Raw genomic sequence first — 13,803 nt, forward strand, 5'->3', positions numbered from 1 at the left:
TTTCATTATTTATAATTATATCTAAATTTCTATTTCTATAAGCCCATTTGATTCTAACTTATAGAACTTATCTACTACTTTTTTAGCAAACTCAATATTATGAGCTATTAAAATAATATTGCCATGATATTCTTTTAGCTTTTTTTCTACAATTTGAGACATCTCTTTGTCTAAATGATTTGTAGGCTCATCTAATAATAATATATCTGGATTATGTATCAGAGATGCACAAATCGCTACAACTCTTTTTTGACCCCCAGAAAGTTTTATTGGTAATTTATCTTTTAAATCACTTATTCCAAACTCTTCTAAGAGTTGTTCTGCTTTTTTATACGCGTTTTCATAATCATCATTGAGATTATATAGATTAAAAGCAACTTCATCTATTACACTTGAAGTGATAAAACTATCATCACTATCTTGAAAAAGATAACCAATTTTAGAGTATATCTTTTTAAAATCATCTTTTGATTTTAAATTTTGTCCAAAAATATTGATATCTCCTTTACTTTTATAAAGTCCTAAAATAGTTCTTAGTAGTGTAGTTTTACCAGAACCATTTTGCCCTATAATGGCAATTTTTTCATTTATTTTTAAATCTAAATTAACATTTGCAAAAATATCTGTTTTGAGATTATTTAATATAATAGCCAAAAATCACTCCTATTATGATACTAAGAAGTAACACTTCTTCTATTTTGATTACGATCTGTTTAGAAGGTGCTAGTTGTCCATCTTTTGTACGAATAGCAATAACATCTTCCACTTTGTCCATTTTATTTACGGCTGTATAGAGTAAAAAAGCTAACATATCTGCATAGATACTAAATGTTTTTTTACTCATCGTTGGTCTGAAACCTCTTATTTTTAGTACCTCTAATAATCTAAAAGCACTACTAAAAAGCACCTCTATATATTTTACTGTAAAAAAAAGTATCAATGAAAATTTATTTGATACTTTTAAATTTGTAAGACCTTTATACAATTTAAATCCATCAAAATTAAAACTCAATGTAAACCATAAAATAAGGTTAGCCCGTACAAATACTAAAATTGCAAGTTCATGTTTTCCTTCTAAAAAAAGGATTAAAAAAGTGATAAAAATAAAAAAATTTACTTTTAAAACTTTTTTTAAAACCTTTTTAATCTTTACTTTAAAAAGTAAAAGTTGTGCAAGAATAGGTATAACTAAAAGAATATCTACACTTTTAGTTGTTGCTATAAAAAAACTATAGATAAAAAGAGAAACTATCCCTATGGAGTAGTCTATTTCTCTTTTTTTCTGAGTATTAATTGCCATAAGCCAAATATTCCTAATATATATCCAAGACCTATAAGCATTTTTTCTGTATTAGATTTGTTTTTTTCAATCATTATCTCTATTTTTGAATTTTGCTTATTTAACTCACTTCGTATTATTTGTCTTATCTTTGTTTCATCAATACTGTTCATTGTAGTATTTGAATTATTTGTAATATCAGACTCTTCATCCATTTCGTTACCTTCTATTGATACATCCGCCCAATGTCCCATACCACCATCTACATGAATATCAAAAGGTGTTTCGAGTACTACTTCTTCTTCAAATACACCTTCATTATCAAGACTACCTTTATAGAGTTCTTTTTCATCTTTTTTTACAACAAAATTACACCCTTTACAAGGGTTTCCATCTCCAAAAAATGACTCTATAAAAAGTTCTTTATTTTCATATGAGGATGTTACACTTAAAGAGTGTGCATAGATAAAAATAGGGAGTAAAACAATTATTAAAGCTTTCATATATTCAATCCTTTGATTTGATACTTTTGTAATGTTTTAAATAAAAACACCATCATAATCCCCTCTACAAAAGCAAGAGGTAAATGTGCTAATAGTGCTGTTTGTGCTACTATTAAGAAGTCATCACTACTAAAAAGTAGGGCAACTGCGATTCCAACAGAAGCTACTAAAATAGGGATAAATCCAACTAAAAAAGAAACTATAGCTGTAGGTAATCTATCTTTTAGAAGTTTAAACAAATAAAACCCAGTTAGTGCTCCTATACCTGTATTTAAAGTATTTACAGATAAAGAACTAATTCCACCAAAACCTATAAGCATAGCTTGTAAAAGTAGTGCTATTAAAAGAGCAGTAAAACTGTGCCAACCTAACATTATACCAATGATACCTAACATCATAAAATGAACACTTGTAACACCAATAGGTAGATGAATTGTAGACACAACAAAAAATAAAGCACTTAAAAGTGCTACTTTAGAGATATCATCTGCATGTAATTTTCTTACACTATTGAGAATTAAAGGTGCTAATATGATACTTGAAGTAGCGATAACACCCGCTGATAAGACACCTTCACTAATATGCATATTATCTCATTTCTCGAGCTTCGACCCAAATAACAGCATCTTGGCTTAGTTCTTTCCCTTTATATTCTGTATCTGTTCCTACACCTAAAGCACAAAATCCCCAAAAACCTGCTTTTGGTATAGCAAATGTAAATTCACCATCTTTATTTGCTTTGATTGTCATAGTTACAAATGCATCTTGTGGAGCTTCAACTTTTGAGCTTCCCATTTTGTTGTTTTTCATATCTACATCTCTATTTAGATATTCAACTTCAATCTCTGCGTATGGTACAACTTTACCTTTAGATTTTACTATCCCTGTAAAACTTCCATGTTCCCAAATAGCATAAGGCTTTGTTAAAGGTACAATCTCAGCTTTTAGTCCTAACTCTGCATCCCAATCTGTTGGCGTACCCGCAACATTTACAATAGTTTTTGTAATCTGTTGTATATATGCATCTTCATTTGATTCATAATATGGAGCTGGTTTCAGCACTATTACATGATCTCCCATTCTTCTAGCTTTATACTTTGAAGCGTATGCATGACCTGAGTTATGGTTCCCTTTAAAAGTGATCTCTTTAAGAGTATTTTTTAAGTCTTTCTTTTTTGTTTTGTTGATTACATAAAACTCTTCAACTGCTGCAAACTTTTTAGAATCGTGTTGTTGCCCCATATTCATAGTATGTTCATCTGCAAAAGGGTGTGTGAAAACATGTCTTAACTCTATTGTTTTTCCTTTTGTTAGGGCTGTATTTGGTGTGTATACCATCTGAAAGTGTGCTAATGCTGATGTTGCTAGTACAGCAGATGTTGCTATTGAAGTTAAAATTCTTTTTGTCATTATTTTCCTTTTTTATATCTTGTAAAATGTTTTAGATAATCATACTTATCTATAAAATACTAGAGTTGTTTAACTGTTTGTTAAAAAGTATATGTTAAAAAAGGGGGAGATGTTTTATATTCTTGATAAGCAAAGGCTTTTTTATGGTACTGAAAATTACTATCTATAGAAGATAGTTTATTTAGAGTTGAATACATAGCAATAATTGCTAATGAAAAGTATCTTTTACCATAACCTTTTAGATGTTTCATACTATAATTTTATCTAATACTTACTTATTATTTGATGATGTAGCATTTTCATCTAAAGTAAAAACTTTATCAATTTTTTCCCATTTTTCATGGTGCATATCATTTCCTTCAAAAATATAAAAAAGTGCAACTGCTATTAAAAATAACCAAAATATTATATCTTTAAGTTTCATATTATTCCTATTGTTTTTTTCTTTTAAGTATCAAATATATAAAAAAAGGAGCCCCTAAAAAAGAGGTCACGACACCTATAGGTATATCAGAATTTGTTCCTAAGTTTCGAGCAACTAAATCACAAAATACTAAAAATACACCACCATAAAAAAATATTGCGCCTATAAGTTTATCGGCACTTTTTTGTGTAATGGTTTTGACTATATGTGGTACAATAAGTCCCACAAATCCAATCGGACCTGTAATACTTACACAAATACCTACTACTATTGATACTGATATAAGAAGTATATAGTTTGTTCGCTTTACATTGCACCCTTTGAGGTGAGCAAATTGGTTTGATACAAGAAGCAATTTGATACTATTTTGAAAGTATTTTACTATAAAAAGTATAAATAACCCAGCAACTACAACAAGGTATAAATCTTTGAAACCTACAATATCTAAACTTCCCATTGTAAATCTTACTATCTCATAACTCTCTTCTAAGTTACTAATAAAAAACAATACCATCAAACTAGCACTATAAAAAAATGACAAAGCAATACCAACTAAAAGTAACGATGAAGTTTCACTACTATGAAACCTAGAAGCTATCATAAAAAGTATAATAATAGTTGCCAAGCTTCCTAAAAAAGCAAAAAAAGAGATAAAAGAGCTCAGACCGAGTATGATAGCAATAGCTGTAAAAAGTGTAGCCCCACTAGCAACCCCTAAAGTAAAAGGACTACTCATAGGATTTCTAAAAGTAGTTTGAAATACCAATCCACTCAAAGCCAATATAGCACCTACGAAAAAAGCCAATATCGTCCTAGGAAGGCGTAACTCCCAAAAGATTTGATACTCCATTTTACTAGTATCGAAGATATTACTAAAAGTTAGCTCAATTTGTCCAAAAAATGGAGAGATGCTTAGTATAATAATTGAACAAAAGATTAAAAAATATTTCATATATTTACCACTATATTATCATCACATTTTTTGACACTATCTTCAAAAAAGAATTGTAGATTCTGCTCATCAAAAAACTTCTCATTTGTATCATAAAATACTATTTTATGGTCTTTTATATAAAGTATGTCATATTTTAATTTATACGCTAGATTGAGATTATGTGTGATGATGATTTTATTTTGAAGTATTGTATTATCTTCTAAAACTTGAAAACTGTTTTTTATCTTTTGTGGGTCTAGATTTGATGTAGGTTCATCAAAAATGGTGTATTTTGCATTGTGGAGTATTGCACTTGATAGAAGTAGGAGTTGTGCTTCACCACTACTAAGTGTTTTGCATTTTTTATCTTTGATATATCCACAATTTACTAACTTTAAAACTTCATTTATACTTATATCACTATAGAGTTGATTGAGTTTTAAAAACTCCTCTACACTCATAAACTCATCATACATTTCAAGTTTTGGTGGAATATAATTAATCAACTGTGTTCTTTTTTCTCCATAAACAGTAGCTGGATTTTTATCATCTATAGTTACACAAGAGCTTTTTGTAACTCCTGATAATACTTTTGCCAAAGTTGTTTTTCCTGCACCGTTTGAACCTAAGATGATAAGATTTTTATTTTCAAGTGTGAAAGATATATCATGCAATATATCACTATTATAGTTACTTATTTTTAGCATCTTGCAAAAATCCTTTGAAATCTTCTAAAAAGTATATAAGTCTATGGCTACTTATTCCGGCATATTCTTTGTCCAAAATATATATAGCTTTTGTTTTAGCTGCACTTATAGGTAAGTCTAGCCAAGGTTTGATCAGTTGCTCTTTTGTGAGTTGTTTTTGTTTTCTAAATGGTGATAAAAGTATCACAATGTCTGCATCTGTAGCGATAATATTTTCCATATTCAAAATAGGCTGACCAGCTCTTTTACTTTGAAAAGCATTTGTGTTTCCACTTTGATTGATGATATCATCAAAATAAAGATTTTGACCTGCTACAAAGATACGACTATCAAGTTTTAGGTTATGACCTATGACAAAAAGTATTTTTTTATCTTTGAGTATATTTTTTGTTTGATAGAGTTTTGTTTCAAGAGATAAAAGTATCTCTTGAGCTTTTGAAGATTTATCTAAAATGAGCCCTATTTGAACAATAGTATCTTTGATATCTTGTAAAGTTGTCAGTTTTACTACTTTTGTTTTGACACCTAGTTTTTGAAGTTTTTTTGAGAGTTTTATACTACTGTTTTGCATGATTACAAGTTCAGGTTTAAGTGAAAGAATTTTTTCCAAAGAGGGAGAAAAATATCCTCCAACTTTTGGTTTGTTTTTTGCATCTTCTGGATAATTGCAAAATGTAGTATTTCCTACGATTTTTTCACCATCACCTAGGGCATATATGATCTCATTTATAGATGGACTAAGTGCTATGATTCGCTCATAGGCAAAAAGATTGATAGTAAAAAGTAGTAAAAATATATATCGCATTAGAAACTATACTTAACACCAGCATAATAAGCTCTTGGACTTGATGCAAAAGCCTCTATAGTTTGATAGTATTTATCTGTTATATTTTCTATTTTGGTATAGATTTTAAGGTTTTTTAATAGATCATAATTTATGTTTAAATTTCCTATAGTGTATCTTCCTGTTTGAGAACCTTTTTTATCATCACTTTCATATCTACCTCCTACATACTCACCATTAAGCCCAATATGAAGTTTGTCGATACCATAATAATCAATTCCAAATTTAAAAGTATCTTTAGCTCTTCTTCTTAAATACTCACCATCCTCATTTTTTGCACTCAGTCTTGTATAAGCCAAAGACAATAAAGTATCTGAAAATATCTCTTTTTTATAATCAAGCTCTATCCCTTTAAAAGTAGATTTACCTTCAAGGTTTTGATATTTGTTATTTTCCCAATCTATTAAATCTGTAACTTTACTATAAAAATATGTGAGAACTAAACCTTTATACCCAAAAGAGATATCGGCACTTTTCGTATCTTCTGGATTTAGTTTTTCATTTGTATCTCCCCAAGGGTTGAGTTCTTGCATTATATTTGGAACATTATATGCTGTACCTACATTAGTACTTAGATATATATCATTTGTAAAGTTGTGTTTTACTCCTAATTTTCCCGTGAATTTATTATCAAAATTATTGTATTTGTCATATCGTATACTTTGAGTAAAAATAATATTTTTAATTGTATTTGAATTTGTTATATAAATATATTTGTCTTTATTTTCTTTAGAGTTTTTTTCATTAGCAACTGTACCATAATCAACATTATCACTACTTATACCAGTACCTAAAGTGACAAAGTCTTCAGAGTTATATTGAATATTGTCGCTTATCTCTATATTTTGAGTTTCACCTTCAAACGATTTCACACCAAAAGTTGTTCCTATTTCATCTCTTGTGAAGTCACTTTTTTCAACTTTAATAGTTATATTGTGTTTATCTAAAATATGATTGTAAGTTATTCCATAAAGAGTTGAATCTACATCACTTTTCATTGAACTGTCATTTGGAGCTTTCCATCCATCATATTGGGAAAGAGCATCTATATCTGTGATATTTATACCAATTTTTGCGTTATCGTTTATGTAGTAATTTGACTGAAGATTTATAGTTGTATTTTCATACCCATCATCTTCATATTTGTCAATATTTTTCCCTTTTGGTGCTGCACTAGTAAATCCATCTGTTTGGATATCTGTAACAGAAAGTTTTGCATCCATTTTTTTATTTTTATAAGAGATTGTTCCAGCTATTTTTTTTGTGTTAGAAGAACCAGCTTCCATGAGGATACTACCATGAACGCCATCTTTTGGTTTTTTTGTGATGATATTTATAACTCCAGCACTAGCATCTGCACCCCAAATACCACTCTGCGCACCTTTTATCATCTCAATTTTTTCAATTTCTGTAACCATTAGATGTGCTATATTCGCCCCACTTGTATTTGATGGGTCTTGAAACTTCATACCATCTACGAGTATTAAAGTTCTATTGTTCCCCATACCTCTTAAGTTTATGGAAGTAGTTTTTCCCATCCCACCATTTGAGGTAAAACTTATTCCACTTACTAGATTTAAAGCTTCGGTCACTGTTTTGATATTTTTCTCTTCAAGTTCTATTCCTGTTACAACAGAAACACTACTTGTTACATCTTTTATGCTTTGTTCACTTTTTGTGGCACTTGTAATTGTTATAACTCCCAAGTTTTCGTTTGCAACTATTGTAGTAGTTAGCAAACAGGCAACTAGGCTTAGTTTGATTTTATTTTGCATTATTTTCCCTAAATTTTAATTTTTGTATATGTTAGTAATTAAAATTAGAGTAGGGTGGGGAGGTTTTATATTCTTGATATGCAAAAGCTTTTTTATGGTACTGAAAATTACTATCTATAGAAGATAGTTTATTTAATGTTGAATACATAGCAATGATTGCTAATGAGAAGTATCGTTTACCATAACCTTTTAAGTGCTTCATTAATGAAATACTATCTAAAACCATATTACAAGTTAGTTATATTATACATACTTTTAGATATAATGCAATCATGATAAATGAACACATAGAATTAGGTGTATTAAACACTTTAAAAATAAACAGAATAACAGAACCAGGTATTTACCTAGAAGCTTTAGATGAAGAGGTAGTACTCCTACCAAATGCGTATGTAACAAAAGATATGCAAGTAGATGATGAACTAGAAGTTTTCGTATATACAGATAGTGAAGATAGACTTGTTTCTACAACACAAAAGCCTTATGGGATGAAAGATGAGTTTATGTTTACACGAGTTGTAGATGTAGTAGATTTTGGTGCTTTTGTAGACTGGGGGTTACCAAAAGACCTTTTTGTACCAAGAAACAGACAAAAAAATCCTTTTCGAGATGGGCAAACAAGAATTGTAAGAATTGTAGAAGATGAGGAATCAGGAAGACTCATAGGTGTAGAAAAAATCACATCATATTTAAGTACAGATACAAAAGATTTACAACAAAATCAAATAGTAGATCTGCTTGTATTTGCAAAAACTCCACTAGGCTATAAAACTATTATAGATGATACCTATGAAGGTATGGTTTATAGCAATGAAATTTTTACCTCTATTGATGTAGGAGATAAAATCAAAGGATATGTAAAAAATATTCGTGAAGATGGGAAAGTAGACATCTCTTTACAACCTATTGGCAAAACATTTACAGAAGATGTAAATACGAAAAAAATACTTGATACACTAAAACAAAACCATAATAATCTTCCTTACAATTACAAAACAGACTCAGAAATAGTAAAAGAGATGTTTGGTATGAGTAAAAAAGCATATAAACGAGCACTAACAAGTTTAATAGAAAATAATCTCATCAAAATAGATGAAAATGGAATGGAGCTTATTTAATGGAAGATATGATTAGAGATTGGGGATATATCATTTTATTTTTATACTCTTTTGGTGGAGGTTTTTTAGCACTTGTAGTAGCTGGAATATTATCCTTTAGTGGAGAGTTAAATATATTTGTTACTATTTTAGTAGCTGGTGTTGCTAACTTTATAGGAGATCAATTTTTATTTACAATTGCTAGAAAAAACAAAGCCCAAGCAAAACAGATGATGCAAAAACACAGAAGAAAAATTGCTATGTCACATCTTCTTATGAGAAAATATGGTTCATGGGTTATATTTCTCCAAAAATATGTATACGGTATCAAAACACTTATCCCTTTAGCTATGGGACTTACAAAATACGACTACAAAAAATTTATGTTTTTCAATGTTTTTGCTACAGCTTTATGGGCTATTCTTATTGGAAGTGCTGCTTATATGTTGGGAGATTTAGTTTACACTTATATCGATGAGTTTAAATCTTATGGATTAGCTTTAGTAGCGATCATACTATTTGGAGTATTTTTACTTTTTAGAAAATATAGATAAAAGAGTATCTCTACTCTTTTATTATCAAATCAAATATCAAACTAAACTAGTTCGATATAAAATGGTAATTGTTTTTACCTTGATGTTTAATGATATACATAGCTTTATCGGCATTAACGATAAGTTCATTTAAAGTAGTTCCATTATCTGGAAAAATAGAGATCCCAATACTACAACTTATATCAATTTTACAACTTTCTATCTCATCTATATTTGAAATAGCTCCCACAACTCTTTTTGCTAATACTTCAAGCTCTTGTTGCTCTGTAAACTCTGGAATCAATATACAAAACTCATCACCACCAATCCTATAAATATATTCATTGTTTCTTAATGAGTGTACAATATTACTTGAAACAGCTTGTAATAACAAATCGCCAATCTCATGACCATAAGTGTCATTAACATGTTTAAATTTATCTAAATCTAGAAAAAACAATGCCATTTTTCGATTAAAACGGTTACATTTTTCAAGTTCACGATTAAAATCGATTTCGAGTTTTCTTCTGTTTGATAGCTTTGTTAGAGTATCAACTTCACTTAAATATGTAAGTTGTCTATTTACTTCATCAAGTTCTTTAGTTCTCTCTTTTACTATTTGTTCTAAATTATCTTGATGCTCTTTTAACTCTTCTTCTACTTTTTTATATTTTGTGATATCTGTTCTTATAGATATATAACAATCTACATTTCCATTTGAATCTAAAAATGGAACAATGGTCGTATCTACCCAATAATACTCACCATTTTTATTTTTATTTTTTACTTCATCTTGCCAAATACCTTTTTGACTTAATATAGAATACATCTCTTTCCAATAAGAGGTCGGTTGATGACCAGAGTTCAATATTCTATGATTTTTTCCAAGGAGTTCTTCTTCTGTATACGCACTTATTCTACAAAATTTATCGTTAGCATAAGTTATATTTCCTTTGATATCAGTCATAGCAATAATAGAATGCTGATCCATTGCAAACCTTTGATTTGCCAAAATCTCTTCTATCCTCTTTTGGTAAGTGATATCAGTTCTAATGGAGAAAAAGCTATTTGCTTTTCCATTATCATCTAAAAATGGAATAATACTTGTATCAACCCAATAATAACTACCATTTTTTGATATATTTTTAACTTGATCTTTCCAAATGTTTCCACTTAAAACAGTTTCATACATCGCTTTCCAATAAGAAGATGGTTGATTGCCAGAGTTTACTATTCTGTGATTTTGACCAATTAACTCCTCTTTTGAATATCCACTAATCTCAATAAATTTATCATTTGCATAAGTTATTTTTCCTGATGTATCAGTAGTAGCAATAATAGCATGTTGGTCAATCGCAAATTTATGTTTGACAAGTGCACTTGAAAGCTCTTTTTGTTCTGTGATATCACTTCGTATTGAGATATAACTTTCAGGCTTACCATCTTCTCCTAAATGAGGAACAATTGTAGTATCTACCCAATAATAAGCCCCATATTTATTTTTGTTTTTAACTTCATCTTGCCAAATATTTCCCTTAGATATAACTTCATACATCTCTTTCCAATATGATTTTGGTTTGTTATTTGAATTTAAAATTCTATGGTTTTGACCGATTAGTTCATCTTTAGAATAACCACTGATTACACAAAAATTATCGTTCACATAAGTTATGATACCTTGATTGTCAGTTTTTGCAATAATAGAATGTTGGTCAATAGCAAAACTATTATTCTCAAAACTATTAACTAATTCTGTTTCATTGGTGATATCAACATAGATACTAACATACATTTCAGGCTTCCCCTCTGTATCTAAAAAGGGGATAATTGTTCTATCTACACAGTAAAAAATACCATTTTTAGTTTTGTTTTGAAGCTTGTCATTCCAAATATTACCTTTGTTTAATGCTTTATAAAGGGATTCCACATAAGTATCAGATTGGTGGTCAGAATTGAAAATGGTATCGTTTTTTCCTATCAATTCCTCTTTTTTATATCCACTGAGTGTACAAAATATATCGTTAGCGTAGTTAATTAAACCAGATGTATCTAAAATAACAATTCCTGTATTATTATCAGTTGAGTGTTCTTTAAATATTTTTGCGGCTTGTAAAGCTGTACCTCTCATAATTATCCTATATTTAAATTTAACATAATCTACCATAATATAGATAACAAATCTCTTCAAAGAAACTATAAAGAGACTCGTTCGTATCAAAGTTATCATTTTATTTGCTATTTATCTAAAAATTCTTTAATAAAATAAAATAGATAACTTCGATATAATCATTTTAATTTTAACAATAGGATATTAAATGCAAGTAGCACCTTCAATATTAAGTGCAGATTTTGGAATATTAAATGATGAGATAAAAGCTATCTGTGAGGGTGGTTGTGATCTAGTTCATGTAGATGTGATGGATGGTCATTTTGTACCAAACTTAACAATAGGACCAGTTGTAGTAAATGCTGTTGCAAAAATAGCAACAAAGCCTTTAGATATACATCTTATGGTAGAAAACAACACTTTTTTTGTGGATCTTTTTGCTCCTTTAAAACCTAAATATATCTCTTTTCATATCGAAGAGGAAAAACATCCGCATAGATTGATTCAAAAAATCAGAGATTATGGTATCAAGCCAGCAATTGTATTAAATCCACATAGTAGACCTGAAGATATAGAATACTTACTTGAAGACTTAGATATGGTTTTACTTATGTCTGTGAACCCTGGTTTTGGTGGACAAAAGTTCATAGAAAGTGTTGTACCAAAAGCAAAAAAACTAAAAGAGTTAATAAACAAACATAATCCTACTTGTCTTATAGAAGTTGATGGTGGAGTAAATGATAAAAATATCGGTGAACTAAAAGTTGCCGAAGTAGATGTAGTTGTAGCAGGTAGTTATGTGTATGGTGCAGATGATTATGGGCAAGCAATTAAAAGCTTACAAATCTAAAAAAGATAAATAGTCATGAGAGTAAAAATTTGTGGTATAACAAATCTAACAGATGCAATGGATGCTATTGATGCAGGAGCTGATGCCTTGGGATTTGTTTTCTATCCTAAAAGTGCCAGATATATTGAACCATCTGCTGCCCAAGAGATAATTAAAAAGATACCACCTTTTGTACAAAGTGTTGGTTTGTTTGTGAATGAAACAGCAGAAGAGGTAAACCAGATAGCAGAAATATCACAAATTGATATAGCACAAATTCATTTTGAAGCTAGTGAAAATTTTTATAAAAAACTCAAAATAAAAGCACTTAAAGTTGTACGAGCACAAACAAAAGAGGATTTAGAGTTATACAAAAATGAATATAGAATAGTAGATGCATTTGTACCAGAATATGGAGGAGAAGGGAAACGCCTAAATATCGAATGGTTTAAAGAGATTGATTGCTCTCGTATAATACTTGCAGGGGGATTAACAGCTAACAATTTGGAAGATTTAAAGGGGTTTAATTTTTATTCACTTGATGTAAGTAGTGGTGTAGAAGTTAAAAAGGGATTTAAAGATAAACAAAAAATTATAAACTTTATAGATAAAGCAAATGAATTATCTTAATAAACTTGTAAACACTTTAATTAAACACCCATTAACTCTTAAACAGTTTCATAATATTCTTAAAAAAAGTGATACTTTTTTTGACTCTGTAGAACTTGAACAAGAATTACTTCTTTCAAATGGCTTACCACTGCATTTTTCAAATGACCAAGTGAGTTTAAAAACTGTATCAACACTTATTAAAGATCAGACATTTTGTATAGTTGATATTGAAACCACAGCAGGAAATGCTAAGGATGGACAAATAATCGAAATTGGTGCTGTTAGATATAAAAATGGACAGATTATTGAAAAATATGATACATTGGTAAATACAGGAGAGATTCCTAAGAAAATTCAAGAACTTACTAATATAACACCTTCTATGACATATACTGCTCCAAATCTTAAAACTGTTTTAGAAGAGTTCAAAGTTTTTTTAGAAGATGATCTTTTTGTTGCACATGCGATTTCTTTTGACTATAAGTTCATCAGTGATAGTTTTAAAAAATATGATTTAGGTCAACTATGTAACAGACGAATTTGTACTATTGAGTTATCTAAAAGGGTTATTGAGTGTGAAAGATATGGTTTAAAGTATTTAAAAGAGCATTTAAATATAAATATAGATAATCATCACAGAGCTTTTAGTGATGCTTTAAGTACTCAAAAAATATTGGAAATATGTTTAAAACAGTTACCGAAGGAAGTTGTAACTGCTGAAGATTTGATAAGATTTACAAAACACTAGG

17 protein-coding genes are annotated in these 13,803 nt (G+C 29.3%); 5 read left to right on the plus strand and 12 right to left on the minus strand.

Features of this window, described 5'->3' with window-relative positions:
* Nucleotides 1-21: 21 nt before the first annotated feature.
* The 11 genes from ACMCMH_RS11120 to ACMCMH_RS11170 all read right to left on the minus strand — a co-directional run bounded on the left by ACMCMH_RS11120 (nt 22) and on the right by ACMCMH_RS11170 (nt 7,876).
* Entirely contained in the window at nt 22-654 is a 633-nt protein-coding gene (locus ACMCMH_RS11120) for an ABC transporter ATP-binding protein (protein WP_412725571.1), read from the minus strand.
* Nucleotides 635-1,300 carry a hypothetical protein gene (locus ACMCMH_RS11125; RefSeq protein ID WP_412725573.1) on the minus strand — a complete coding sequence of 222 codons (666 nt, stop codon included), beginning with the start codon at nt 1,298-1,300 and terminating at the stop codon, nt 635-637. The genes ACMCMH_RS11120 and ACMCMH_RS11125 overlap by 20 nt, the downstream gene beginning before the upstream one ends.
* Entirely contained in the window at nt 1,267-1,782 is a 516-nt protein-coding gene (locus ACMCMH_RS11130; RefSeq protein WP_412725575.1) for a hypothetical protein, read from the minus strand. The genes ACMCMH_RS11125 and ACMCMH_RS11130 overlap by 34 nt, the downstream gene beginning before the upstream one ends.
* Complete coding sequence (locus ACMCMH_RS11135) at nt 1,779-2,369, minus strand: energy-coupling factor ABC transporter permease (RefSeq protein ID WP_412725577.1); 591 nt, start codon at nt 2,367-2,369, stop codon at nt 1,779-1,781. The genes ACMCMH_RS11130 and ACMCMH_RS11135 overlap by 4 nt, the downstream gene beginning before the upstream one ends.
* Before the next feature lies 1 nt (nt 2,370).
* Nucleotides 2,371-3,192 (minus strand): DUF4198 domain-containing protein, encoded by an 822-nt coding sequence (locus tag ACMCMH_RS11140; RefSeq protein ID WP_412725579.1) that lies wholly within the window; start codon nt 3,190-3,192, stop codon nt 2,371-2,373.
* 80 nt (nt 3,193-3,272) lie between these two features.
* Nucleotides 3,273-3,443 carry a hypothetical protein gene (locus ACMCMH_RS11145; protein WP_412725580.1) on the minus strand — a complete coding sequence of 57 codons (171 nt, stop codon included), beginning with the start codon at nt 3,441-3,443 and terminating at the stop codon, nt 3,273-3,275.
* Between the two features lie 20 nt (nt 3,444-3,463).
* Nucleotides 3,464-3,616 carry a hypothetical protein gene (locus ACMCMH_RS11150; RefSeq protein WP_412725582.1) on the minus strand — a complete coding sequence of 51 codons (153 nt, stop codon included), beginning with the start codon at nt 3,614-3,616 and terminating at the stop codon, nt 3,464-3,466.
* A gap of 7 nt (nt 3,617-3,623) precedes the next feature.
* Entirely contained in the window at nt 3,624-4,568 is a 945-nt protein-coding gene (locus ACMCMH_RS11155) for a FecCD family ABC transporter permease (protein WP_412725584.1), read from the minus strand.
* Nucleotides 4,565-5,257 (minus strand): ATP-binding cassette domain-containing protein, encoded by a 693-nt coding sequence (locus tag ACMCMH_RS11160; protein ID WP_412725586.1) that lies wholly within the window; start codon nt 5,255-5,257, stop codon nt 4,565-4,567. The genes ACMCMH_RS11155 and ACMCMH_RS11160 overlap by 4 nt, the downstream gene beginning before the upstream one ends.
* Nucleotides 5,241-6,062: an ABC transporter substrate-binding protein gene (locus tag ACMCMH_RS11165; RefSeq protein ID WP_412725588.1), complete on the minus strand. Its 822-nt coding sequence runs from the start codon at nt 6,060-6,062 to the stop codon at nt 5,241-5,243. Before ACMCMH_RS11165 ends, ACMCMH_RS11160 begins: the two co-directional genes overlap by 17 nt.
* Nucleotides 6,062-7,876 carry a TonB-dependent receptor plug domain-containing protein gene (locus ACMCMH_RS11170; protein ID WP_412725590.1) on the minus strand — a complete coding sequence of 605 codons (1,815 nt, stop codon included), beginning with the start codon at nt 7,874-7,876 and terminating at the stop codon, nt 6,062-6,064. Before ACMCMH_RS11170 ends, ACMCMH_RS11165 begins: the two co-directional genes overlap by 1 nt.
* Before the next feature lie 272 nt (nt 7,877-8,148).
* On the opposite strand from ACMCMH_RS11170, the gene ACMCMH_RS11175 reads away from it, so the two are divergent.
* A complete protein-coding gene (locus ACMCMH_RS11175; protein ID WP_412725592.1) occupies nt 8,149-8,994 on the plus strand; it encodes a S1 RNA-binding domain-containing protein in 846 nt (281 codons plus the stop codon).
* A complete protein-coding gene (locus ACMCMH_RS11180) occupies nt 8,994-9,527 on the plus strand; it encodes a DedA family protein (RefSeq protein WP_412725594.1) in 534 nt (177 codons plus the stop codon). The genes ACMCMH_RS11175 and ACMCMH_RS11180 overlap by 1 nt, the downstream gene beginning before the upstream one ends.
* Nucleotides 9,528-9,573: 46 nt before the next feature.
* Here the strand turns inward: ACMCMH_RS11180 and ACMCMH_RS11185 are convergent, their stop codons facing one another.
* On the minus strand, nt 9,574-11,634 hold the full coding sequence (locus ACMCMH_RS11185) for a sensor domain-containing diguanylate cyclase (RefSeq protein WP_412725596.1): 2,061 nt from the start codon (nt 11,632-11,634) through the stop codon (nt 9,574-9,576).
* A gap of 187 nt (nt 11,635-11,821) precedes the next feature.
* Here ACMCMH_RS11185 and rpe point away from each other — a divergent pair, with 187 nt between their 5' ends.
* From rpe to ACMCMH_RS11200, 3 genes are read left to right on the plus strand one after another with little or no spacing between them, the layout of a single operon-like run.
* On the plus strand, nt 11,822-12,463 hold the full coding sequence (gene rpe, locus ACMCMH_RS11190) for a ribulose-phosphate 3-epimerase (RefSeq protein WP_412725598.1): 642 nt from the start codon (nt 11,822-11,824) through the stop codon (nt 12,461-12,463).
* 15 nt (nt 12,464-12,478) lie between these two features.
* Nucleotides 12,479-13,072, plus strand: a complete 594-nt coding sequence (locus ACMCMH_RS11195; protein ID WP_412725600.1) for a phosphoribosylanthranilate isomerase — start codon at nt 12,479-12,481, stop codon at nt 13,070-13,072.
* Nucleotides 13,059-13,802: a 3'-5' exonuclease gene (locus ACMCMH_RS11200; protein ID WP_412725602.1), complete on the plus strand. Its 744-nt coding sequence runs from the start codon at nt 13,059-13,061 to the stop codon at nt 13,800-13,802. Before ACMCMH_RS11195 ends, ACMCMH_RS11200 begins: the two co-directional genes overlap by 14 nt.
* Nucleotide 13,803: the final 1 nt, after the last annotated feature.

It is taken from the genome of Arcobacter sp. 15-2 (assembly GCF_047159865.1).
In the GTDB taxonomy this organism is placed as follows: domain Bacteria; phylum Campylobacterota; class Campylobacteria; order Campylobacterales; family Arcobacteraceae; genus JAIOSF01.

Bases quoted from the DNA above. Each gene is read 5' to 3' on its own strand.
- ACMCMH_RS11175 (WP_412725592.1), top strand. From the start codon at position 8,149: ATGATAAATGAACACATAGAATTAGGTGTATTAAACACTTTAAAAATA.
- ACMCMH_RS11195 (WP_412725600.1), top strand. From the start codon at position 12,479: ATGAGAGTAAAAATTTGTGGTATAACAAATCTAACAGATGCAATGGAT.
- ACMCMH_RS11165 (WP_412725588.1), bottom strand. From the start codon at position 6,062: ATGCGATATATATTTTTACTACTTTTTACTATCAATCTTTTTGCCTAT.
- ACMCMH_RS11155 (WP_412725584.1), bottom strand. From the start codon at position 4,568: ATGAAATATTTTTTAATCTTTTGTTCAATTATTATACTAAGCATCTCT.
- ACMCMH_RS11140 (WP_412725579.1), bottom strand. From the start codon at position 3,192: ATGACAAAAAGAATTTTAACTTCAATAGCAACATCTGCTGTACTAGCA.
- ACMCMH_RS11150 (WP_412725582.1), bottom strand. From the start codon at position 3,616: ATGAAACTTAAAGATATAATATTTTGGTTATTTTTAATAGCAGTTGCA.
- ACMCMH_RS11135 (WP_412725577.1), bottom strand. From the start codon at position 2,369: ATGCATATTAGTGAAGGTGTCTTATCAGCGGGTGTTATCGCTACTTCA.
- ACMCMH_RS11130 (WP_412725575.1), bottom strand. From the start codon at position 1,782: ATGAAAGCTTTAATAATTGTTTTACTCCCTATTTTTATCTATGCACAC.
- rpe (WP_412725598.1), top strand. From the start codon at position 11,822: ATGCAAGTAGCACCTTCAATATTAAGTGCAGATTTTGGAATATTAAAT.
- ACMCMH_RS11185 (WP_412725596.1), bottom strand. From the start codon at position 11,634: ATGAGAGGTACAGCTTTACAAGCCGCAAAAATATTTAAAGAACACTCA.
- ACMCMH_RS11200 (WP_412725602.1), top strand. From the start codon at position 13,059: ATGAATTATCTTAATAAACTTGTAAACACTTTAATTAAACACCCATTA.
- ACMCMH_RS11145 (WP_412725580.1), bottom strand. From the start codon at position 3,443: ATGAAACATCTAAAAGGTTATGGTAAAAGATACTTTTCATTAGCAATT.
- ACMCMH_RS11160 (WP_412725586.1), bottom strand. From the start codon at position 5,257: ATGCTAAAAATAAGTAACTATAATAGTGATATATTGCATGATATATCT.
- ACMCMH_RS11125 (WP_412725573.1), bottom strand. From the start codon at position 1,300: ATGGCAATTAATACTCAGAAAAAAAGAGAAATAGACTACTCCATAGGG.
- ACMCMH_RS11170 (WP_412725590.1), bottom strand. From the start codon at position 7,876: ATGCAAAATAAAATCAAACTAAGCCTAGTTGCCTGTTTGCTAACTACT.
- ACMCMH_RS11180 (WP_412725594.1), top strand. From the start codon at position 8,994: ATGGAAGATATGATTAGAGATTGGGGATATATCATTTTATTTTTATAC.